Origin of the sequence: Quatrionicoccus australiensis (assembly GCF_020510425.1) — a bacterium.
Lineage (GTDB): Bacteria > Pseudomonadota > Gammaproteobacteria > Burkholderiales > Rhodocyclaceae > Azonexus > Azonexus australiensis_A.
Genome location: NZ_JAHBAH010000001.1, coordinates 2,352,289 through 2,375,054 on the forward strand (window position 1 = coordinate 2,352,289; position 22,766 = coordinate 2,375,054).

The following is a 22,766-nucleotide window of genomic DNA, read 5'->3' on the forward strand; positions in this document are numbered from 1 at the left end:
CCGTTGATAAGGGGGTCAGAATGCTGAAGTTACTTGTCGTGGAAGATCATGCCCTGGTGCGCGAAGGTCTGGTGCGCCTGCTCGGGCAGATTGAAGAGGGGGCACAGGTTTTCGAGTCGGCCGATTTCGAGTCGGCGCTCAACGTGCTCGATGGCGAAGGCGAATTCGATCTTGTCCTGCTCGACCTGGCCTTGCCCGGTATCGACGGCTTTGCCGGTCTCGACATCCTGCGCCGGCGCTACCCGGCGATGCCGGTGGCCGTGGTGTCTGCCTTTGATGACACGCCGACGATCACGCGCGTGATGAATCTCGGTGCTTCCGGCTTCATTCCCAAGGCTTTTTCCGGCGAGGCCCTGCTCGCTGCGGTGCGCGAAATCCTTGCCGGCAACCTGTTCCGTCCGTGCGGGCAGGTTGCTGCCCGTCTCGACGATGCCAAGCCGGTGCCGCCGTCCAAGGTCAGCGTGCGCCCCGATGAAATCGGTCTGACCGATCGCCAGGCGCAAGTGCTTGCGCTGATGGTGCGAGGCCTGTCGAATCGCGATATCGCCGAGCAGTTGCTGTTGTCCGAAGGCACCGTGAAAATTCACGCGACCGCCGTTTTCAAGGCGCTCGGCGTGACCAGCCGGACGCAGGCGCTGGTTGCCGTGGCCCGTTACGGCGTCGATTTCGAAAGCGTCTTCTGAAGCTGGCCTAGCAGGGCCCTGAACCTGGCCGGGCGAACCGGCAGGGGCAGGGCGTGGGCGCCGGGCGGCACACTGGCCGGCGCGTCACCCGTCAAGACAATCAGTTGCGTGTCGGCGGTCAGCTCCCGGGCAACATCGTCGGCCAGTTCTGCGTCGGCGATGATCACCGAGTGGCGCGGCAGGATATCGTTGCCGCCGCCATCGGTATGCGTGATCTCGTAATCCCAGTGTTCGGCCAGGGCGATGCATTCGAGCATGGCCGGGGAGTTGCCGATGCAGAATACCTTGCCGGCGGTTTGTGGCTTGGTTTCGACCGGTACATGGGCCGGGCGGCCGCCGCGGACGCGCAGCGCGAAGGTCGTGCCACCCCCCAGGCGTGAGTTCAGGGCGATGCTGGCGTTGAGGACGCGGGCCAGTCGGTCGACGATGGACAAGCCGAGACCGAGCCCCTTGTTGTGCTCGCGCGCTGCGTTGCCGACCTGGTAAAACTCGGCAAAGATCGCCGCCTGGTGTTCCGGGGCGATCCCCATGCCGTTGTCGCGAACCTCGATCAGCACCTCTTCGCCCCGCTGTCTGGCCGCCACCAGTACCCGGCCGCCGGGCGGGGTATAGCGCAGCGCGTTGGAGACCAGATTGGCAATGATCCGTTCGATCATCACCGGGTCGGATTCCAGCCACAGGTGGGTCGGCCGGAAACGCAGCGTCTGCTTGCGGTCGACCGCTGCCCGCCGGCTGGAATTGGCGAGGCGTTCAAAAAGTGGCCCGAGCGGGAAAAGGCGGACTTCCGGTTTGATGCCGACGACATCAAGGCGCGAAATGTCGAGCAGCGAATCGAGCAGTTCGCCGAGCATCGCCGTCGAGGTCGAGATCTGTTCGGCCAGCCGGGGCAGCGCGTCGGTCGTGCCATTGCGGACCTGGCGCTGGAGGTCGGCGGCAAACAGCGACAGCGCGTGCAACGGTTGCCGCAAGTCGTGGCTGGCGGCAGCAAGAAAACGGCTCTTGGCCCGATTGGCGCGTTCCGCCGTGTCCTTTTGTCCGGCCAGTTCAACTGTCGCAGTGCGCACGCGCGCTTCCAGGTGTTCATGTCCGGCCGCCAGTTCGGCGGTCAGTGCAGCCATTTCGCGCAGCTGGCGCCGGACCAGCAGGCCGCCGACGAGAAGGACGGTGGCGACGAGCACGGCGAGCGTGCTCAGCTCGATCAGGCGGCTCTTCCAGCTCGCGAGCAGGGTACTTTCCGGAATCGCGGTGAGGATGCGCAGGTCGGCAAAGCCGGGCACCGGCGAAACCGAAACCAGCAGATCATTGCCTCTGGCCTGGCCGGTTTCCGGCACCAGGCCGCGCAGTTGGCCGTTGAACAGCGTATCGGCCGCGATCGAACCGAGGATGGGCGACAGGCGGCTCAGGTCGGTCGGACGGCAGGAGGCGATGATCTGGCCTTTGGCATTGATCAGTACCGCCTCGAAGTCATCGGAAAGCCGGTTCGACCAGCAGAATTCCTGCAGATAGCTCGGTTCGATGGCGGCAAAGGCAATGCCGCTGAAACTGTTGTTTTCACCGGTGATGCGATGGCCGACGGCATAGATGTAGCGTCCCGAGTTGCGCCCGACGTAAGGGCCGTAGGTGGCCGACTCGGCACCCTTGGCGATGGCCTCGAAATAAGGCCGGTCCTGGACATTGACGTGCGGCGTCGGGAAATAGGTCGAGATGAAGCGCTGGTCGCCGTTGCGATCGAAGATGATCAGGTCGCGCAATTGCGGCATGGCGCGCGAGTGGCGCTGGGCGACATATTCCCAGCCCTGGCTGGGGTCCCATTTTTCCCAGTTGCGCCGGTTGTTCGACAGATCGACGGCCATTTCCCGCAGCAGCACATCGACGGCCTCGAAGGCGCGCGCCGTGTGTTCGGCCATCATGATGCCGAAGTGCTGCAGGCGACGTTCGCCGGCTTCGGTGTCGCGATGGCGGGCGAGCAGCAGGTCGGTGAGAAAGACGAAAAGAACGATCAGCGTGCCGATCAGGGCAACGATAAGCGCGAGGGTTTCCGGCTTTCTCTTGAGCATCAGCGCTGGTAGCAGTACAGCGGCCGGGGCGGCGTGCAGTCGACTTCGATGATGCGGTCAGGCGCACGGCCGGGGACCGGGAAGGTGTTGCTGATGAACAGGCTGCCCGGCGCCATTTCGGCCTCCACCTTGTGCCACAGCTTTTCCATCGGGGCCGGCGAGAGGAAGGCGTAAACCACGTCATAGTCGCCGAGTTTCGCCTGCCAGAGGTCGTCCCAGCGCCAGCAGATGTTGGGCCGGCCGAGGCTGAGCACGCGGCCGACCAGCCAGGTCAGCGGTGCGTTTTCATAACCGGTGAAATGACTCTCCGGCAGATGGTCGGCGAGCGGCACCGTGGTGCTGCCAAGGCCGGAACCGAGATCGAGGAAGCGGCTAGTGCCGCGTTCGGCGAGCAGGTCGGCGAGCGCCTGCACAGTCTGCCGGTTGGACAGGTAGAGCGGTACCTGGCCGGACAGCGCGCCGCGGTAAACCAGCAGCAGGAGCACAAAAGCGAGCAGGAACCAGCCCGGTTCGATATTCAGCCCCTGTGTCAGCCAGATCAGCGGCATGAAGCCGGCGTGCATGGCGCGCCACCACCAGGGCTGGCGCGACAGGGTTGCAAAGATGAAAGCCACGCCGCCGATTGCCAGACTGGTTTCGAGCCAGGGAATGGCGCCGACCTGCCAGCCGAAATAGGGCCAGGCGAGCGACAGCACGAGGATGACAGCGGCCCCTTGCAGGGCGAATTGGCGTTGGGGTGTGGCAGACATGGCGAGATTCTAAGGGAAATATGCCGAAGCAATCGGATTTGCCGCGCGGCAAGTGGTTTTTGCCAATTTTGGACGGTCAACCGTTGGCCAAATCGATTTATGCGCCACCGTTCAGGACATTGCGCAGCAGGTCGATGAAAGCACTGGTCCGGGCCGGCAGCAGGCGGCGACCCGGCGTCACGCACCAGACGGTGATGCCGGGCAATTGCCATGCGGGCAGTATTCGCTTGAGCAGGCCCTGGGCGACCAGCTTTTCGGCAAAACGCTCGGTCAGGCCGACGATGCCCATGCCGTGTGCCGCCAGGTCGCGCTGCAGGCCGGGCGAATTGGCGGCGAGCGGGCCGTTCGGCGTGCCTTCCCAGGTCTCGTTGCCGCAGGTCAGGCGCCAGGGTACGGCTTCGCCGTTGCCGCCAATCAGCCCGAGGCCGACGTGGCTGCCCAGATCGGCCGGGGTGGCCGGTTCTCCATAGCGTGCCAGGTAAGCCGGGCTGGCATAGAGGCCGTTGTGCATCTGGCAGAGCTGGCGGGCAACCAGCGCATTGTCGTCGGGCAGGCGGCTGGCGGCGCGGATCGCGATGTCGAAGCGTTCGGCCAGCAGGTCGACGCGACGCGGCGACAGATCAAGCTCCAGGCGCACTTCCGGGTAGGCCGCGGCATATTGCAGGAGTAGCCGGGTCAGATCGAGCTCGACGAAATCGGGCGGCATCGAGACGCGCAACACACCGCGTGGCGTCGCCTGGCGATGCTGGGCGATGGCGGTGGCGGCCTCGGTCTCCTCAAGCAGGCGCTTGGCGTGGTCGAGGATGCGCTCGCCGAATTCGGTGATGCTCAGGCGACGTGTGCTGCGCGTCAGCAGGCGCTCGCCGAGCTTGGCTTCGAGCGCCGTCAAGCGGCGCGACAGCGTCGATTTCGGCAGACCGGCGCGTTCGGCGGCGCGCGCGAAGCTGCCCGTCTCCATGATCAGGGCGAACAGCAGCAGATCGTTGGCATCCAGGCTCATGGTGGCTCATTGTTTCATTAATGGAACGATGATACCCATTATGACGGCTTCTGGTGTGCCATTGTTGCCAATACCATGCACTCCATGGTGTCGGTATCCGACCCGGAAAACCAACCTCAACGGAGAAAAGATCATGAAAATCCTGCAAATCAACGCCAGTGCCCGTTCCGCCGGTGCCAACTCGACCCGCCTGGCCGATGCCGTGACCGCCCGTCTGCTTGCTGCCAACCCGCAAGCCGTCGTCGAACTGCGCGACCTCGCCGCCCAGCCGCATCCGGTGCTCGACGAGCCGGCCCTCGGTGCCTTGTTCACCCCGGCCGAACAGCGCACGCCGGAACAGGCGGCGCGCGTCGCCCTCGACGATGCGCTGATCGCCCAGGTCCAGGCCAGCGACGTCATCGTGCTCGGCGTGCCGATGTACAACTTCGGCGTGCCGGTGCAACTGAAGACCTGGATTGACGCCATCGCCCGTGCCGGCGTCACCTTCCGCTACACCGCGAACGGTCCGGAAGGCCTGCTCAAAGGCAAGAAGGTTTACGTTGCGCTGGCGCGCGGCGGTCTCTATCGCGGCACCCCGGCCGATTCGCAGGTGCCCTACCTGCAGAGCGTGCTCGCCTTCCTCGGCCTGACCGACGTCGAATTCATCTACGCCGAAGGCCTGGCGATGGGCGCCGAATCAGCGAGCAAGGCCTTTGCCGAAGCCGACGCGCATCTCGACCAACTTTTTGCCTGATTTCCGGTCTGAACGGGCAGGGAAACCAGCCCGCCGGCCAACCCCAAGGAGTATCACCATGACCACGCAAAATGCAGCAAGCACCTTCCGCCAGGTCGAACGTCTCGTCCATGGCAAGGCCACTTCCGATGGCGCCGGCGTGCGCCTGACCCGCGTCCTGACCCAGGACCTGCAGCGCCGGCTCGATCCCTTCCTGATGCTCGACGCCTTCCGCAACGAGAACCCGGACGACTACATCGGCGGCTTTCCCGACCACCCGCACCGCGGCTTCGAAACCATCACCTACATGCTGGCCGGGCGCATGCGCCACCACGACAGCGCCGGCAACCACGGCCTGCTCGGGCCGGGCAGCGCGCAGTGGATGGTGGCCGGCAGCGGCCTGATCCATTCCGAACTGCCGGAACAGGAGTCCGGCCTGATGGAAGGCTTCCAGCTCTGGCTCAACCTGCCGGCGGTCGACAAGATGATTGCGCCGAATTACCGCGACATCCCGGCCACGGCAATTCCGGAATACAGCGCAGCCAACGGTGTGCACGTCCGTGTCATCGCCGGCGAAAGCCAGGGCGTTGCCGGCGCCGTACAGCGGCCGGTCACCGAGCCGCTCTACCTCGACATCCATCTGCCGGCCGGCAGCCGTTTCGAGCAGGCCATCCCGGCCGGACACAACGCCTTTGCCTATGTCTATCGCGGCCGCGCCGAGATTGGCGGGACAACGGTCGACGATCGCCAAATGGCCATTTTCGCCAACGACGGTGCGGCGGGTGTGAGCTTCGCAGCGGCCGAGGACAGCCGCCTGATCCTGGTCGCCGGTCGGCCGCTCAACGAAGCGATCGCCCAGTACGGACCGTTCGTCATGAACACCGCCGAGCAGATCGAGCAGACGTTGCGTGACTACCGCGACGGAAAGTTCGAGGCGGCCGTCGTGCAGGCCTTGTAAACTGGCTCGCATCCGGGAATGCTTCCCGGATGCGACAATGCCAGCCCGAAGACAAACGGAAAACGACGCGATGGACTTCTCCCAACTCAGCGAATCCCTGCAGCGCGACGCGGTCTGGGTCGTTTTTCTCAACGTGCTGGCGCAACAGGTTGGCCTGCCCGTGCCGGCGGTGCCCACCTTGCTCCTGGCCGGCAGTCTCGCCCTCGGCTCCGGGCAACTGGCCAGCATCCTCGCCGCGGCCATCCTTGCCTCAGTCCTTGCCGACTGGATGTGGTACCTGGCCGGCCGCGCCTTCGGTTACCGGGTGCTGTCCGGGCTGTGCCGCCTGTCGATCAACCCCGGCTCCTGCGTCAGCCAGACGGAAGCGCGTTTCCTGCGCTGGGGCCTGGGCTCACTGGTCGTGGCCAAGTTCATTCCCGGTTTTTCCACCGTTGCACCGCCGATTGCCGGTGCCTTGCGCATGCGACTGCCCGGCTTTTTGCTGGCGGCGGCCACCGGTGCTGCCTTGTGGGCCGGCCTGGCGCTGGCGGCGGGGTGGGTCTTGCGCGATGAGGTGCAGGCAACGATTGGCCTGCTGGACCGGAATGGCGGCAGCGCGCTGATTGCAGCAGCCGTTGTGGTCGTCGTCTGGCTCGGATGGAAGCTGTGGCAGAAATATCGCTTCCAGCAATTGTCGGTCGTGCCGCACATCACCCCTGACGAACTGCTGGCCGCCATGGCATCCGGGCAAGCTCCGCTCCTGCTCGACCTGCGTGGCCCGGCCATGGTCGCCGAGAGCGGTCCGATCAGCGGCGCCACCCTGGCCGAGCATGACCACCTGCTCGACGCCGTCGGCGGCTGGCCGAAGCATCAGCCGATTGTCACCCTGTGCAATTGCCCGGAAGACGCCGGCGCGATTCTCGCCGCGCATCACCTGCTCAAGGCCGGTTATTTGTCGGTGCGGCCCTTGCAGGGCGGTTACGCGGCGTGGCAGGCGGCGAACGGGTAAGGGTGGCATCTGAACTATTCAGGTGAGCGAATGTCCGATAAGCTCCGATCGTCACAAGTGCTGCTGCGCCATATTGGTTGAGACAAGAGCGCCCGGATCGTTCTGGATGACAGCAGCATAATGGAAAAATTGCCTACAATGTGAAAGTTGCTGATTTTGGCAAATTAATTGTTTTTGGCGCTTGTGTTCTTCGTCAATTTTCTGCTTCTTCATCTCGACAGAGGTCTGTTTGGCCATGAACATCCAAATCAAACAAAAGCTCCTCGTTCTGGTTGCCGTTGCCTTGTTGGCGCTGCTCAGCGTCGGCCTGTTCTCTTTCCTGCAAGCCAGCAAACTCAATAATGCGCTGAATGAGGCCATCGTCCGTCATGCGGTGGTTGTCGATGCAATCGACAAGGCACGCGCAGCCCAGGTTCATTTCAAGACCCAGGTCCAGGAGTGGAAAAACATTCTGGTGCGGGGCAAGGATGTTGAAGCCTTCAACAAGCACCTGAAGGGGTTTGACGAAGAAGAGCATGTCGTGAAGGAACGCCTTGCCCAGGTCCGGGTCGCGGCTACGACGCTGGGCGTGGAGCGGCGCCTGAAGATCGATGAAGTGCTCTCCACCTTCGAAAAGCTCGGGCCGAGCTACCGCGATGCCCTCAAGCAATACGATCGGGGAGCCAGCGATCCGGCGGCTGCCGTTGACAAGCTGGTCAAGGGAATGGACCGCGGCCCGAGCAAGGCAATCGACGAGCTGGTGGCAGAGATGCAGAAGATTTCCACGGAATTCAACGCCGATGAAGCGGCAAAAGCAGCGGAGACCTTTTCTGCCGTCAAGACCGGGCTTCTTGCTTCGCTATTCTGCGCGGTCGTTATCCTCTGCGCTCTCTCCATCTTTCTGGTCCGCTCGATCACGGGTCCGCTGGCGAGCCTGGAAGCGACGATGACCCGGATTGCCGACAACGGTGACCTGACCCAGCGGGCCGTCATCCAGCATCAGGACGAAATCGGCCGCATGGCTGGCGCCTTCAACATCATGATGGGCCGCTTGCAGAAGATCATTGGCGAAGTGCTTGGTGCCAGCCAGCAGGTTTCTGTCGCTTCCGAGCAATTGGCCGGGTCATCTCGCTCCCTGGCCGATGTGTCCGAACAGCAGTCGAATGCTGTGGCGAGCAGCGCGGCTGCCATCGAGCAACTCACCGTAGCCATTTCATCGGTCTCGGAAACGGCTGACGATGTGCATTCGCTCGCCCAGGAAAGTGTTGCACGCACGGATGAAGGCTCGGCCAAGGTGTCGCAACTGGTCAGCGAAGTCGATCGCATTCAACAGAACATGAACGAGATCGCCCGCACGGTCGATGCCTTCGTCAAGAGCACCGAAGCGATTACCGGCATGACCAAGGAAGTGCGCGACATTGCCGACCAGACCAACCTGCTCGCACTCAATGCCGCGATTGAGGCAGCGCGGGCCGGCGAGGCCGGGCGGGGATTTGCCGTGGTGGCCGATGAGGTACGCAAGCTGGCGGAAAAATCCGGCCTCTCGGCGAATGAGATCGATGCCGTCACGCAGACGATCATGGCGCAGTCCGGTGCCGTTCAGGCGGCGATTGATGCCGGGGAAAAATCCATACAGACCAGTAGCCAAATCGCTGCCGAAGTGGAGGGGGTCCTCAATCACTCCCGCGACTCCGTCATGCAGTCGCGGCACGGCGTCACCGAAATCAGCAATTCGGTCACCGAGCAGAAGGTCGCCTCCACCGAAATTGCGCAGAGCATGGAGCGCATCGCCAACATGGTGGAAGAAAACAATGCGGCGGCCCAGAGCATCAGCGCCTCAACCGATGACCTGCGCTCGCTTTCGCAGCGCCTGGCATTGACGGTTGCGGAGTTTCGCGTGGCTTAGTTCGCCAGGATGGGGCGGTCTCCATCCTTGAGCGCCGTCAGCCGGACTTCGACGTGTGACGCGGGCCGAGCAGTACACGCGCCGTCGCATCGTCCTGCGCTTTGCAAGAAGCGGCCTGCGCAGATCTTGGCGCCGGCCCGAAGGGGACGGAGGCATTAAGCCTTTTCAATTCAACCTGTCCCTTTTGTGACTCTTGCCTGCCGGGTTTGGTCCGGCACGAGCCGAAGCACGCAGGCTCCGGCTCGCCAGGTAGGGTCTTTTTGCCCTTAGATCATATAGGCCGGCATGCTGAATGCCTTGTCGATCACGCTATCTACTGCGTTGTCGATTGCATTTGTGTCTGGCGTCGTGGTGCTGTTGGCCGGCGGGGCTGGCGGTGCTTCACAGCCGCAGGAAGCCGAACAGGTGTAGGTGCAGGACTGGGTGATCACCGAGGTTTGGCCGGTTGGGCAAGAGGAAGGGCAGACCAGCGAGTCGGTCGCGAAAATCGGGTCGTTGTCCGAGTTGCGGTAGCTTGCACTGGCCACGGTGCCCGGCTTGACGACGATCTTGTTCTCGATCGGGGTGCTGAAAATATGTTTGTAGAACTTGCTGCTATGTTCGCCGCTATCGTCTGTCCAGTTAATCTGAACGGACCCGGATGCCGGCCGCGAACCGTCCGACGAAGTGGTTGATGCACAAGCGGTCAGGGTCGCGATGAGGCCGACCAGAAGGAGGTTGCGCAGGGTGGCGAATTTGCCGGATTGGATTTTTTGCATGATTGTTGTCCGTTTGCCTTGATTAGAACCGGAGCGTCGCATTGAGGCCCACGGTGTTTTCCTTGACGTCCTGCTTGGCGGCCACGCTGCCGTAATTTAGTGCGACTCTCAGGTTCGGATCGACCTGGTAGCCGATACCGATGCCGTACGAAAAATAGTCCTTGTCCGTCGATTGCGGCAGGAAAGCCTTGTCGGAGCGATTCCAGGCCAGGCTCACGGTTGGTATCCATTTGTCGATACGCCAGCTCAGTTTGCCGGAAAGGGCGAGCAAGCCGCTGTCACCCTTGATGCCGGCGATGTCGGTGCCGGCGCTGGTCCGGTAACTGTCGTTGTCACTGTGGATGTAGGTGTATTGCGCACCGAGTACCGCGGACAGGTTCGGGCTCAGTGGCAGCGTCTGGAACAGGCCAAGACCGGCGGTCAGAACGTTGCTGTTGGCACCGTAGCTCAGAAAGGCGGAATTGCTGTCCAGGTTGATATTGCCGTAGCCAAGGCTGGCGTTGAGCAGACGACCCTGTCCGAGATCGCGCATCAGGAATGCCATGCCGAACACGGCGGACGAGTCCACGCTGGTCTTGAGCGCTCCGCTCGATTCGGCATTGTCGTTGCGATAGGACAGGCTGCCACCGACGTAGGTGAAGGCGTCGACTTTCTTCATCAGCGAAGTGTTGGCACTCCAGGCTTCGTCATGGTACTTGCCGGTGGAGCGCGAAATTTTCACGTCCCGGTTTTGCAGACCGGCGGATACGGTCCAGTCTTCGGCCTGCGCCGCACAACAGGCGAAGGCGAGCGTGCTGAAGACAAGGGTTGATTTGATGTGCATTTTTTTCCTTGGCGCTGTTGGTGAATTTGTCATTCAGTATCCCAAAAAGAACAAAGTTGGTAAAAAGATATTCTGCTTGTTCTGGAATCTATACGGATGACGTGCCGGAGAGGTGGGCAATTTGTTGGCGGATTTTTATCAAGTTTGGCTCGATCCGTTTCCAGCTGCTTAACCTGACCGGCCCGAAGCCGCGTACTTCGGCCGGCCAGTTGGCCAGTGCGGCAACTTCAGGATGCGTGCGATGGCCGACGATCAAGTCGAGATCGCTTTCGTAATCGGCCAGCAGTTGGCGGTCGACCGTGTTTTCCGGGTTGTTTTGCCAGGGATCGAGCCAGCTGCCGCGTAAGCGGCGGGCCTTGGCCATGACCTTGAGAATCGGCAGCAGCCAGGCGCCGAAGCGCAGTTTTTTGGGCCGGCCGTCGGGGCCGGGGCGGCTCAGGCCGGGCGGGGCGAGGTGGAAGCTGAGGCGCAGGTCGCCGTCGAAACGCTCGTTCAGGCTCTTCAGGAAGTCGGTCTGCGCGTACAGGCGGGCGACTTCCCAGGCGTCTTTGGGGGCGAGCAGGCGGGCGTACTGGGTGGCGACGGCGCGCGTCAGTTCGGCATCGCCGAGTTCGCGGATGCGTTCGACGCGGCCGGCGTAGCGCGCCGCGAGGCGGGCATCCTGGTAGGCGGTGAGGTGTTCGACGCGGCTGGCGATCAGTTCGTCCAGCGTTTGCTCTGCCGGGTTGGGGCGGGCGGTTTTGGCCCCGACGATGGCGTCGACCGCTGCGCCTTGCGCGGCAGCGCGGCGGCCCCACAGGAAGGCCAGGCGGTTGGCATCGACGGTTGTGCCGTTGAGCACGATGGCCTGGTCGAGCGCTGCGGCGGAGACCGGCACCAGACCCATCTGCCAGGCGTAGCCGAGGAGCAGCATGTTGCCGTAAAGGGCGTCGCCCATCAGCGCCGTGGCGAGCTGGTTGCTGTCGATGAAGCGGACATGCTCGTCGCCGAGCGCCGCGCGCAGTTGCTGTTGCAGGCCGGCGAGCGGAAAGTGCCAGTCGCGCTGGCGCGTGAAGTCGGCGGTTGGCGTCTCGGTGCAGCTGACCACGGCGCGCGTTCTGCCTTCAAGCATTCTGGCCATGGCTTCCGGGCTGGCGCTGACCACGAGGTCGCCACCGAGCACGGCATGCGCTTCGCCGGTGGCGATGCGTGCGGCGTGGATATCCTCGGGGCGGTCAGCGATGCGCAGGTGCGAAAAGACGGCGCCGTATTTCTGCGCCAGGCCGGTCATGTCGAGGGTCGAGATGCCCTTGCCGTCGAGGTGGGCGGCCATGCCGACCAGCGCGCCCAGGGTGATGACGCCCATGCCGCCGACGCCGGTGATCAGCAGGTTGTAGGGACGTTCTGTGGACGGCAGTTGCGGCTCGGGCAATTCGGGCCAGTCTGTACGGTCGACCGTCTGGGAACGGCCTTTTTTCAGCGTCGCGCCTTCAACGGTGACGAAGCTCGGGCAGAAGCCCTTGAGGCAGGAGAAATCCTGGTTGCACGAAGACTGGTCGATCTGGCGCTTGGTGCCGAAGGCGGTTTCGACCGGCACCACCGACAGGCAGTTGGATTGTACCGAGCAATCGCCGCAGCCTTCGCAGACGGCTTCGTTGATGACGACGCGTTGATTCACCGCCGGCATCTTGCCGCGCTTCCTGCGCCGGCGGGCTTCGGTGGCACAGACCTGGTCGTAGATCAGGATGGAAACGCCGGGATATTCGCGCAGCTCGCGCTGCACGGCGTCGAGCTCGTCGCGGTGGCGGACCGGCACGTTCGGGGCAAGATCCGTGATCTCGGCGTATTTCTCCGGCTCGGCGGCGACGATGACCATCCTGCCGACGCCTTCGGCTTCGAGCTGGCGCGTGATGCGGGCGACGCTGAGCACGCCGTCCACCGGCTGGCCGCCGGTCATGGCGACGGCGTCGTTGTAGAGGATCTTGTAGGTGATAGCCACTTTCGCCGCGACCGACTGGCGGATGGCGAGCAATCCGGAGTGGAAATAGGTGCCGTCGCCGAGATTGGCGAAGATGTGCTTTTCCTCGGTGAACGGCGCCTGGCCGACCCAGGGCACGCCTTCGCCGCCCATGTGGGTGAAGGTCGAGGTTGAGCGATCCATCCAGGTCACCATGTAATGGCAGCCGATGCCGGCGACGGCGCGCGAGCCGTCCGGCACTTTCGTGGAGGTGTTGTGCGGGCAGCCGGAGCAGAAATGCGGTTTGCGCTCGGCGAGCACGACGGGCATTTTTGCGGCTTGTTGCTTGGCTTCCAGCATCTTCAGGCGGGCCGCGATGGCCGGCGAGGTGAAGAAACGGCCGATGCGTTCGGCGATGACGCGCGCGATGCTCGCCACCGGCAGTTCGCCGGCGGCCGGCAGCAGCCAGTCGCTGTGCGCCAGGTAACCGGCCTCGCCAGCGGTCCACTCGCCTTTTTCGTCGAATTTGCCGACGATGCGCGGGCGCACGTCATCGCGCCAGTTGTACAGTTCTTCCTTTAACTGGTATTCGAGCAATTGCCGTTTTTCCTCGACGACGAGGATTTCCTCCAGCCCCTCGGCGAAGTGGCGCACGCCTTCCGGTTCGAGCGGCCAGACCATGCCGACTTTGTAGAGGCGGATGCCGATCTGCGCGGCGAGCGCCGCGTCGATGCCGAGTTCATCCAAAGCCTGACGCACGTCGAGATAGCTTTTTCCCGCGGTCAGGATGCCGAGCCGTGGCGCCGGCGAATCGATGATCACGCGGTCGAGCCGGTTGGCCCGGCAGTAGGCGAGCGCGGCGTACAGCTTGTGGTTGAGCAGGCGAGCTTCCTGGACCAGCGGCGGGTCCGGCCAGCGGATGTTGAGGCCGTCGGGCGGCAAGCTGAAATCGGCCGGAATCTTGATGTCGACCGCTGCGCCGTCGATATTCACCGAGGCCGAGGTTTCGACAGTGTCGGCCAGCGCCTTGAACGCCACCCAGCAACCGGAATAGCGGCTCATCGCCCAGCCGTGCAGGCCGAAGTCGAGGTATTCCTGGACGTTGGCCGGATAGAGCACCGGCATCATCACCGCCTTGAAGACATGCTCGGTCTGGTGCGGCAGGGTCGAGGACTTGGCCGCATGGTCGTCGCCGGCGATGACCAGCACCCCGCCGAACTTGGCCGAACCGGCGGCATTGGCGTGGCGGAAGACGTCGCCACAGCGGTCCACGCCCGGCCCCTTGCCGTACCACAGGCCGAACACGCCGTCGTACTTCGCGCCCGGAAACAGCCCGATCTGCTGGCTGCCCCAAACGGCGGTGGCGGCGAGGTCTTCGTTGATGCCGGGCTGGAAGCTGATGTGGTGGCTGGCGAGATGTTCCTTCGCTTTCCACAGGCCGAGATCGAGATTGCCGAGCGGGCTGCCGCGGTAGCCGGAAACGAAACCGGCGGTGTTCAACCCGGCGGCGAGATCGCGTTCGCGTTGCAGCATGGGCAGGCGGATCAGCGCCTGGGTGCCGGTCAGAAAGACGCGGCCGGTGTTGCGGCTGTATTTTTCGTCGAGCAGTGCTGACGAACCGGCGAGCGCAGCCGGTGGCAGGGGATGACCCATGTTTGTCTCCATTTTTTGTCGCCTTGTGGGCGGTTGCGTTCAGCCCGCGCCGGGGGTGGTGGCACGGGCTGCGTTGGAGATTGGATTGTGCCGGCCGGCGATTGTTCCGGCAAGTCAGGGTTTACGCCGGCAGCGCGAAGGGCAGCGTGAAGCGGAAGGTACTGCCGACGCCGACCTCGCTGTGCAGCGAAATTTCACCGCCCATCAGTTCGACCAGCTGTTTCGAGATGGTCAGGCCGAGGCCGGTGCCGCCGTATTGGCGGGTGGTCGAGCCATCGGCCTGGGCGAAGGCGTCGAAGATGGCTTTCTGGCGGTCGGCCGGAATGCCGATGCCGGTGTCGGCCACCGTGAAGGCGATGACGCAGGCCTGCTTGGCCTGGCTGAGCAGTTCCAGCGTCACATTGATGCTGCCCAGTTGCGTGAACTTGATGGCGTTGCCGATCAGGTTGAGCAGAATCTGGCGCAGGCGCAGGGCGTCGCCGAGCAATATTTCGGGGATGCTGGCCGGCAGCTCGAGGTGGTATTGCAGACCTTTTTCGCTGATGCCGGCGGCCATCAGGCCGAGGATGTCGTCGATCAGCTCGCCCGGTGTAAAGGGGATGGCGACGATCTGCAGTTTGCCGGCTTCGATTTTCGAAACATCGAGGATGTCGTTGAGGATGCCGAGCAGGCTCGCCGCCGAGTGGTGCGCGATGCTGACCAGTTCGTGCGTCTGGTCGTCGAGCGGGTGCATCAGCGCGAGGTCGATGGTGCCGATGATGCCGTTCATCGGGGTGCGGATTTCATGGCTCATGTTGGCCAGGAACTGGCTCTTGGCGCGGTTCGCGGCTTCGGCGGCATCCTTCGCCTGCGCCAGGTTTTCCATGATGCGGGTGCGCTCGGCCTCGCTTGCGGCGAGGGCTTCTTCGGCCTGGTTGCGGGCGGCGAGAAACTCGTTGAAAGCGGCGGCCACGCTACGCACTTCGCTGCTCCCCGATTCGATGACCGGCTCGGCCGGCTGGTGCGGCTGCATGGCGGCGGCGCGCTGGCGCATCGCCGTCGCCAGTTGCTCGAAGGGCTGGACCAGGCGGCGCGAGATCGACCAGAGCAGGGGAATGCTGAGGAGAATCAGGGACAGGGTGATCAGCGCCATGTTCTGCCGGATTCGGCTGATCGGCCGGAAGGCTTCCTCGCTCGGGATGACCGAGGCGAGAATCCAGCCGGTGCTGTGCAGGCGCTTGAATGTAAACAGGCCTTGCATGCCGTAGCTGTTAACGCCTTCCTGGGTGCCTTCGAAGCCATTCACCGCCCTGTCGAGCGCCGGGTTCTCGGTCTTGCTGGCAACTGCTTGCATGATGCGGGCGCGATCGGGGTGGGAAATCAGCAGTCGTTCGCGTGAAACCAGATAGAGGTAGCCGTTCTCGCCGATCTTGCGCTGGCTGAGTTCGCCAATCAGGTTGGGTTTGTAAAGGTTGAGCACGCCACCGACGATGGCCAGCAGCTTGCCCCTGCCGTCCAGCAGCGGCGCGGCGAGCACCACGATGGGTTGCTTGGTGGCCTTGCCGAGGATGGGTTGCGAGATGCAGCTGCGCAGGGTGCTGCGCACGCACTGGATGTAGTCTCGGCCCGACATGTCGAGCGTGCGCCGGCCGGGTTTGACCGGCCAGTCGACGAGCAGCACGCCCTCGGCATCGAAGATGTAGAGGTCGTCGAACAGCGTCAGCAGCGCCGTCTTGCCTTGCAGGTGCTTTTCCAGTGCCGCAAGGTCGCCGATTTTATCCGGGGGGATCGATCTGGCCGACTGGCTGAGCGCCAGCAGGCGTTCTTCGATCTTGTCGTCGAGATGGCCGGCCAGCGTGCTGAGCAGCGTGAACTGCTCGTCCTGGATGCGCACCGTCAGCTCGCCGCGCAGCGCGTAAAACTGCACGACAGACTGGACCAGCAGCAACAGGATGCCGATCGAGATGGCGCCGAGCGTGAGTTTCAGGCGAAGGCTGAGCGGGGACACGGCGGGTCTGACGCGAGCTGCTTAAAGTGACGGTGGCGGCAGGATCTTGCCGGGGTTGAGCAGGTTGTGCGGATCGAGCGCCATTTTCAGGCTGCGCATGACGTCGACCGCTACGGCGCCGTGTTCCTTCTCCAGGTACTTGCGCTTGCCGAGGCCGATGCCGTGTTCGCCGGTGCAGGTGCCTTCCATGGCGATGGCACGTTCGACGACGCGGCTGCTGATCCAGGCGGCTTCTTCCATTTCCTTGGCGTTGTCGGTGTCGACCAGGACGACGAGGTGGAAATTGCCGTCGCCGACATGGCCGAACAGCGCAATCGGAATCGATACCTGGGCGATGTCTTCATAGGTCGCGGCGACGCACTCGGCGAGGCGCGAGATCGGTACGCAGACGTCGGTCGGGAAGCAGCGGCAGCCGGGCTTCAGTTGCAGGCAGGCGAAATAGGCGTCGTGACGGGCCTGCCACAGGCGCGTGCGGTCTTCCGGCCGGGTTGCCCATTCGAAGTTGGCGCCGCCGAGTTCGTCGGCGATGGCCTGCACGGTTGCCGCCTGTTCCTCGACCCCGGCCGGGCTGCCGTGGAATTCGAAGAACAGCGTCGGCGCTTCCGCCAGCGTCGTCTTGCTGAACTTGTTGATGGCGGAGAGCGACAGCGTGTCGAGCAGCTCGATGCGCGCCACCGGCACGCCGAGCTGGATGGTCTGGATCACCGTCTGCACCGCCGACTCGATGTCCGGGAAGGTGCACACCGCGGCCGAGATGGCTTCGGGAATCGGATAGAGCTTGACGGTCAGTTCGGCCATGATGCCGAGCGTGCCTTCCGAGCCGACCAGCAGGCGGGTCAGGTCATAGCCGGCCGAGGACTTGCGGGCGCGCCCGCCGGTGTTCATGACGCGGCCGTCGGCAAGCACGGTTTTGGTGGCCATGACGTTGTCGCGCATCGTGCCGTAGCGCACGGCGTTGGTGCCGGAGGCGCGGGTTGCAGCCATGCCGCCCAGCGTTGCGTCGGCGCCCGGGTCGATCGGGAAGAACAGGCCGGTGCCTTTCAGCGCGTTGTTCAACTGCATGCGGGTGACGCCGGCCTGGACCGTGGCGTCACCGTCTTCGGCATGGATGGCGATGACCTGGTTCATGCCCGAGAGGTCGAGCGAGATGCCGCCTTGTGGCGCCAGGACGTGGCCTTCGACCGAGCTGCCGACACCGTAGGGGATGATCGGCACGCCGTGTTCGGCGCAGAGTTTTACGGTCAACACGATTTCATCGGTGTTTTCCACGAGCACGACGCCTTGCGGCGGTTGCGGCTGGTGTACGGACTCGTCGCGACCGTGTTGAAGGCAGGCGGATTCGCCGCGCGAGAAGCGTTGGGCAAAGTGGCGGTCGAGCGCTTCGACCAGGGGGGCAGGCAGGAAAGGCATCAATAAACTCCGTTAATCCGTGAGACTATAGCGCAGCATGATTGACGGACCGAGAGTCGATCGGGAGAATCATGGCGTCGCCCCCCATTCCTCGTCACCCCACCGAACAGGAGATCCATCGATGCAAGCCAAGCTTTCCGTAGTTGCCCTCTCCGTTGCCGCAGTGTTCGCCCTTGGCGCCTGTGGTGAAAAAGAAGAAGCGAAACCGGTCGCCGTACCGGCCGTCCCCGCCGCCAAGCCCGAAGTTGTCGTCAAGCTCGGCCACGTTGCGCCGATGACCGGCCCGCAGGCTCACCTCGGCAAGGACAATGAAAACGGCGCCAAGCTGGCGATCGACGAGCTGAACGCCCAGGGCATGGAAATCGGCGGTGCCAAGATCAAGTTCGAGCTGCTCGCCGAAGACGATGCAGCCGACCCGAAACAGGGCGCCATCGTTGCCCAGAAGCTGGTCGATGCCAAGGTGAACGGCGTCATCGGCCACCTCAATTCGGGCACCACGATCCCGGCTTCCAAGCTCTATTTCGACGGCGGCATCCCGCAGGTTTCCGGTTCGGCGACCAATCCGAAATACACGCAACAAGGTTTCAATACCGCCTTCCGCGTCATGGCCAATGACGTGCAGCAGGGCAAGGCACTCGGCGAGTTTGCCGCCAAGCAGGGCGTCAAGACGGTGGCCGTGGTCGATGACCGCACCGCCTACGGCCAGGGTCTGGCCGACGAGTTCCGCAAGGCTGCCGAGGCTTCCGGCCTCAAGGTCGTGGCCAACGAATACACCAACGACAAGGCGACCGACTTCAAGGCCATCCTGACCAAGATCAAGGGCAAGAAGGCCGACCTCGTCTTCTACGGCGGCATGGACGCCCAGGGCGGCCCGATGGCCAAGCAGATGAAGGAACTCGGCATCAAGGCCAAGTTCCTCGGCGGCGACGGCGTATGTACGCCGGAGTTCATGAAGCTGGGTGGCGATGCGGCCGAAGGCCATTTCTGCTCGTTGCCGGGCATGCCGCTGGAAAAACTGGCCAAGGGTCCGGAATTCCGCGAGAAGTTCACGAAGAAATTCGGCGCTGAAATCCAGCTCTATGCACCGTATGTCTACGACGCCGTGATGGTTGTCGCCGATTCCATGAAGCGTGCCGACTCCGTCGAACCGGCCAAGTACCTGCCGGCACTGGGTCAGACCAAGCTGGACGGCGTCACCGCCCTGATTGAGTTCGACCAGTTCGGCGACCTGAAGGGTGGCGCCATTTCCGTCTATCAGTACAAGGGCGGCAAGCTCGAATACGTCGAGACGCTGGGTGGCGGTGCTGTCGCTACCGCGCAGGCCGAAGTCAAGGAAGCCGTGGCGGAAGTCAAGGATGCCGCCAAGGCCGTCGCCGGTGCCGCCGCCGAAGCCGGCAAGGACGCGCTGAAGGCCGGTGCCGAAGCGGGCAAGGATGCGGTCAAGGCCGGTGCAACCGCGGTCAAGAACGCGGCAGAAGCCACCAAGGCAGCAGTCGAGAAGAAATAAGGCCAATCCGGCCTGGGGAAACGGCACCGCGAGGTGCCGTTTCCATATGCAGCGGTCGACTTACACAAAATGGATATTTTCCTCCAGCAAATCATCAACGGGCTTGTCCAGGGCAGCATCTACGCCCTGGTCGCGCTCGGCTACACGATGGTCTACGGCATCATGGGCCTGATCAATTTCGCGCATGGCGAAGTGGTGATGATCGGCACCCTGGTCACCATCACGGTATCCGGCATGTTGATCAAGGTCGGCATGCCTGTCGCCCTCGCCGGTCTGGCCGGGCTGATCGCCGCCGTCGCCGTGTGCATGGCGCTCGGCTGGGGGCTGGAGCGCATCGCCTACCGTCCCTTGCGCAATGCGCCGCGCCTGGCGCCGCTGATCACCGCGATCGGCATGTCCATCGTGCTGCAGAACCTGGCGATGATGATCTGGGGGCGCAACTACCTCGTTTTCCCGCCCTTGCTGCCCAAGATCGACTTCGAGTTTGCCGGTGCCAATTTCACCTCGGTGCAGGTCATCATCGTGTTGGTTTCGGCACTGACCATGGGCGGCTTGCTGCTTCTCGTCTATCGCACCAAGCTCGGCATGGCGATGCGCGCCACCTCGCAAAACATGCCGGTGGCCAGCCTGATGGGCGTCAATATCAACCGCGTCATCGCCGCCGCCTTCGTCATCGGCTCAGCGCTCGGGGCACTCGCCGGCGTCATGGTCGGCACCTATTACGAAAACGCGCATTACCAGATGGGTTTCATGCTCGGCCTGAAGGCCTTCACCGCCGCCGTGCTCGGCGGCATCGGCAACCTCGCCGGCGCGATGCTGGGCGGCGTGCTGCTCGGCATCATCGAGGCGCTCGGCGCCGGCTACATCGGCGATTTGACCGGCGGCTTCCTCGGCAGCCATTACCAGGACATCTTTGCCTTCGTCGTGCTGATCATTGTTTTGATGTTCAAGCCCTCGGGATTGTTTGGCGAGAAGACAGGGGACCGAGCATGATGCAGCTACCCCTGCTCGCCAATACGTCGTTGGCTGCACCACTCGCCGACTCGCCGTGCGCGTGCACTGTCTCGCCGGCGGGCGGCTTGCCGCCTCGTCTTGCCTTCGCATGGGAGGCTGCATGAAAAACCTGTTTTCTATGCGGTCGACCGTCGGAATCGGCCTGATTTCAGTGGCTCTGCTCGCCCTGCCGTTTGCCGCCGCGCTGGCCGGTCAGGCCTGGGTACGCATTCTCGACTACGCGATCCTCTACGTCTTCCTGGCGCTCGGCCTGAACATCGTGGTCGGCCTGGCCGGCCTGCTCGATCTCGGCTACATCGCCTTCTACGCGGTCGGCGCCTACAGCTGGGCGCTGCTCGCCAGTCCGCATTTCGGGCTGCATCTGCCGTTCTGGGTGATCCTGCCGATCGGGGCGCTGGTCGCCTGTTTGTTCGGCGTGCTGCTCGGTTCGCCGACGCTCAAGCTGCGCGGCGATTACCTGGCGATCGTGACCCTGGGTTTCGGCGAGATCGTGCGCATTTTCATGAACAACCTGAATGCGCCGATCAATATCACCAACGGGCCGCAGGGCATCACCCTGATCGACCCGGTGGCGATCGGTGCTTTCAAGTTTTCGGGCACGACGCAGATTTTCGGCTTTGCGCTGAGTGGACCGCAAAAATACTATTTCCTGCTGCTGGCGCTGGTCAGCCTGGTCATCGTCGTCAACCTGCGTCTGCAGAATTCGCGCATCGGCCGCGCCTGGCAGGCCATCCGCGAGGATGAGATCGCCGCCAAGGCAGTCGGCATCAACACGCGCAACCTCAAACTGCTCGCCTTCGCGATGGGTGCCAGTTTCGGCGGCATCGCCGGCGGCGTCTTCGCGGCCATGCAGGGCTTCGTGTCGCCGGAGAGCTTCTCGCTCAACGAGTCGATCATGATCCTGGCCATGGTCGTGCTCGGCGGCATGGGGCACATTCCCGGCGTGATCCTCGGCGCGGTGCTGCTCAGCATCCTGCCGGAAGTGCTGCGCTACGGCGTCGGGCCGTTGCAGACGGCCCTGTTCGGCAAGCAACTGCTCGATCCGGAAAGCCTGCGCCTGCTCGTCTTCGGCCTCGCGCTGGTGCTCGTCATGCGCTTCAAGCCGGCCGGCCTGTGGCCGTCGCCGGAGCGCAAACGCGCGCTGAAGGAGGCGACGCGATGAGTGAAATCCTGCTCGAAGCCAAAGCCATCGCCAAGCATTTCGGCGGCGTCAAGGCGCTGCGCGACGTTTCGCTGACGATACGCCAAGGCGAGATCTACGGCCTGATCGGCCCGAACGGCGCTGGCAAGACGACCTTCTTCAACTGCATGACCGGTCTCTACGTGCCGGACGGCGGCGGCTTCACCTTTGCCGGTGAAACGCTCGTCGCCGATGCGCCGCAAAAGGCGGCAGCGCGCGGCATTGCGCGGACCTTCCAGAACATCCGCCTGTTCGGCAACATGACGGCGCTGGAGAACGTCATGGTCGGGCGGCATGTGCGCACGCAGGCCGGCGTTTTCGGCGCCATCTTCCAGAGCGCCGCCAACAAGGCCGAGGAAGCGGCGATTCGCCAGCGTGCGGTCGACCTGCTGCATTACGTCGAAATTGCCGAGCGTGCCGACGACCTCGCCAAAAATCTGTCCTACGGCGACCAGCGTCGTCTGGAAATCGCCCGCGCCCTGGCCACCGAGCCGAAGCTGCTCTGCCTCGACGAACCGGCGGCGGGCATGAACGCTACCGAAACCGAAGAGCTGCGCGAGCTGATCGAGGGCATCCGCAAGGACGGCACGACCGTGCTGCTCATCGAACACGACGTCAAACTGGTCATGGGCCTGTGCGACCGCGTCGCGGTGCTCGATTACGGCGCCCTCGTCATCGAGGACGTGCCGGCCGTCGTGCAGAAAGATCAACGTGTCATCGAGGCTTACCTAGGTGCTTGAAGTAACTGGACTCCACGTCGCCTATGGCGGCATCCAGGCGGTGCGCAGCATCACCTTCCACGTCAATCAGGGCGAGATGGTCGCGCTGATCGGTGCCAATGGCGCCGGCAAGACCAGCACCCTGAAGGCGATCGCCCGCGTCATCGATGCGGTGGGTGGCAATGTGCATTTCTGCGGCGAGAAAATCGGCCGCATTGCGCCGCACGACATCATCCGCAAGGGCATCGCGCTGGTCCCGGAAGGGCGCGGCGTCTTCCCGCGCCTGACGGTGGCCGAGAACCTGGCAATGGGCGCCTTCATCCGCGACGACAAGGCGGAAATCGCGATCGACCTGGCCAAGGTCTACGGCTATTTTCCGCGCCTCAAGGAGCGCGAAACCCAGCTTGCCGGCACCCTCTCCGGCGGCGAACAGCAGATGCTGGCGATCGGCCGCGCCCTGATGAGCCGGCCCAAGTTGCTGCTGCTCGACGAACCGTCGATGGGCCTGGCGCCGATCATGGTCCAGAAGATTTTTGAAGTCGTCCGCGCCGTCGCCGCCGATGGCATGACCACCCTGCTCATCGAGCAGAATGCGAAGCTCGCGCTGCAGGTCAGCCAGCGCGCCTACGTCATGGAAAGCGGCGCGATCACGCTGCACGGCGACTCGGTCGCCCTGCTCGAAGACCCGAAAGTGCGCGCCGCCTATCTCGGCGAGTAATTCGCACCTCTGAGGTTTGCCGGCGCGAT

Annotated in this window: 19 protein-coding genes; 10 read left to right on the forward strand and 9 right to left on the reverse strand. The window is 63.7% G+C overall.

Translation table 11 applies throughout. The annotated features are described in order from the left end of the window. Window positions 1-20: 20 nt before the first annotated feature. Window positions 21-683 (forward strand): response regulator transcription factor, encoded by a 663-nt coding sequence (locus tag KIG99_RS11290; RefSeq protein WP_226460259.1) that lies wholly within the window; start codon window positions 21-23, stop codon window positions 681-683. Here the strand turns inward: KIG99_RS11290 and KIG99_RS11295 are convergent. The 3 genes from KIG99_RS11295 to KIG99_RS11305 form a co-directional block, all read right to left on the reverse strand. Beyond that, window positions 653-2,740, reverse strand: coding sequence for a sensor histidine kinase (locus KIG99_RS11295; protein ID WP_226460260.1), 2,088 nt, complete (start codon window positions 2,738-2,740; stop codon window positions 653-655). The two genes, KIG99_RS11290 and KIG99_RS11295, sit on opposite strands and share 31 nt — an antisense overlap. Next, window positions 2,740-3,489, reverse strand: coding sequence for a class I SAM-dependent methyltransferase (locus KIG99_RS11300; protein WP_226460261.1), 750 nt, complete (start codon window positions 3,487-3,489; stop codon window positions 2,740-2,742). The genes KIG99_RS11295 and KIG99_RS11300 overlap by 1 nt, the downstream gene beginning before the upstream one ends. 97 nt (window positions 3,490-3,586) lie before the next feature. Further along, window positions 3,587-4,489, reverse strand: a complete 903-nt coding sequence (locus KIG99_RS11305) for a LysR family transcriptional regulator (RefSeq protein WP_226460262.1) — start codon at window positions 4,487-4,489, stop codon at window positions 3,587-3,589. A 133-nt stretch (window positions 4,490-4,622) separates the two neighbouring features. Here KIG99_RS11305 and KIG99_RS11310 point away from each other — a divergent pair, with 133 nt between their 5' ends. From KIG99_RS11310 to KIG99_RS11320, 3 genes are all read left to right on the forward strand, one after another. Then, complete coding sequence (locus KIG99_RS11310) at window positions 4,623-5,222, forward strand: FMN-dependent NADH-azoreductase (protein WP_226460263.1); 600 nt, start codon at window positions 4,623-4,625, stop codon at window positions 5,220-5,222. 58 nt (window positions 5,223-5,280) lie between these two features. Beyond that, entirely contained in the window at window positions 5,281-6,159 is an 879-nt protein-coding gene (locus KIG99_RS11315) for a pirin family protein (protein ID WP_226460264.1), read from the forward strand. Window positions 6,160-6,229: 70 nt separating this feature from the next. Next, window positions 6,230-7,147, forward strand: coding sequence for a VTT domain-containing protein (locus KIG99_RS11320; protein WP_226460265.1), 918 nt, complete (start codon window positions 6,230-6,232; stop codon window positions 7,145-7,147). Window positions 7,148-7,198: 51 nt separating this feature from the next. Here KIG99_RS11320 and KIG99_RS11325 read toward each other — a convergent pair whose 3' ends face one another. After that, window positions 7,199-7,384 carry a hypothetical protein gene (locus tag KIG99_RS11325; RefSeq protein WP_226460266.1) on the reverse strand — a complete coding sequence of 62 codons (186 nt, stop codon included), beginning with the start codon at window positions 7,382-7,384 and terminating at the stop codon, window positions 7,199-7,201. Between KIG99_RS11325 and KIG99_RS11330 the strand changes: the two genes are divergently transcribed. Next, window positions 7,383-9,032 (forward strand): methyl-accepting chemotaxis protein, encoded by a 1,650-nt coding sequence (locus KIG99_RS11330; protein WP_226460267.1) that lies wholly within the window; start codon window positions 7,383-7,385, stop codon window positions 9,030-9,032. The genes KIG99_RS11325 and KIG99_RS11330 overlap by 2 nt on opposite strands. 266 nt (window positions 9,033-9,298) lie before the next feature. Here the strand turns inward: KIG99_RS11330 and KIG99_RS11335 are convergent, their stop codons facing one another. The 5 genes from KIG99_RS11335 to KIG99_RS11355 all read right to left on the reverse strand — a co-directional run bounded on the left by KIG99_RS11335 (window position 9,299) and on the right by KIG99_RS11355 (window position 17,599). After that, entirely contained in the window at window positions 9,299-9,790 is a 492-nt protein-coding gene (locus tag KIG99_RS11335) for a hypothetical protein (protein ID WP_226460268.1), read from the reverse strand. Window positions 9,791-9,812: 22 nt separating this feature from the next. Then, window positions 9,813-10,613 carry an autotransporter outer membrane beta-barrel domain-containing protein gene (locus KIG99_RS11340; RefSeq protein ID WP_226460269.1) on the reverse strand — a complete coding sequence of 267 codons (801 nt, stop codon included), beginning with the start codon at window positions 10,611-10,613 and terminating at the stop codon, window positions 9,813-9,815. 88 nt (window positions 10,614-10,701) lie between these two features. Further along, window positions 10,702-14,202, reverse strand: a complete 3,501-nt coding sequence (locus tag KIG99_RS11345) for an indolepyruvate ferredoxin oxidoreductase family protein (RefSeq protein ID WP_226460270.1) — start codon at window positions 14,200-14,202, stop codon at window positions 10,702-10,704. A 121-nt stretch (window positions 14,203-14,323) separates the two neighbouring features. After that, the gene (locus KIG99_RS11350; RefSeq protein WP_226460271.1) at window positions 14,324-16,189 is read right to left on the reverse strand and encodes a HAMP domain-containing sensor histidine kinase; all 1,866 of its coding nucleotides are present in this window, start codon (window positions 16,187-16,189) and stop codon (window positions 14,324-14,326) included. A 21-nt stretch (window positions 16,190-16,210) separates the two neighbouring features. Continuing rightward, on the reverse strand, window positions 16,211-17,599 hold the full coding sequence (locus KIG99_RS11355; protein WP_226460272.1) for an FAD-binding oxidoreductase: 1,389 nt from the start codon (window positions 17,597-17,599) through the stop codon (window positions 16,211-16,213). Between the two features lie 121 nt (window positions 17,600-17,720). Between KIG99_RS11355 and KIG99_RS11360 the strand changes: the two genes are divergently transcribed. From KIG99_RS11360 to KIG99_RS11380, 5 genes are all read left to right on the forward strand, one after another. Then, entirely contained in the window at window positions 17,721-19,106 is a 1,386-nt protein-coding gene (locus KIG99_RS11360) for a branched-chain amino acid ABC transporter substrate-binding protein (protein WP_226460273.1), read from the forward strand. Between the two features lie 69 nt (window positions 19,107-19,175). After that, entirely contained in the window at window positions 19,176-20,099 is a 924-nt protein-coding gene (locus tag KIG99_RS11365) for a branched-chain amino acid ABC transporter permease (RefSeq protein WP_226460274.1), read from the forward strand. Between the two features lie 121 nt (window positions 20,100-20,220). Then, window positions 20,221-21,282: an ABC transporter permease subunit gene (locus KIG99_RS11370; protein WP_226460275.1), complete on the forward strand. Its 1,062-nt coding sequence runs from the start codon at window positions 20,221-20,223 to the stop codon at window positions 21,280-21,282. Beyond that, a complete protein-coding gene (locus KIG99_RS11375; protein ID WP_226460276.1) occupies window positions 21,279-22,040 on the forward strand; it encodes an ABC transporter ATP-binding protein in 762 nt (253 codons plus the stop codon). The genes KIG99_RS11370 and KIG99_RS11375 overlap by 4 nt, the downstream gene beginning before the upstream one ends. Continuing rightward, window positions 22,033-22,737: an ABC transporter ATP-binding protein gene (locus tag KIG99_RS11380; protein ID WP_226460277.1), complete on the forward strand. Its 705-nt coding sequence runs from the start codon at window positions 22,033-22,035 to the stop codon at window positions 22,735-22,737. Before KIG99_RS11375 ends, KIG99_RS11380 begins: the two co-directional genes overlap by 8 nt. The last annotated feature ends 29 nt before the right edge of the window (window positions 22,738-22,766 follow it).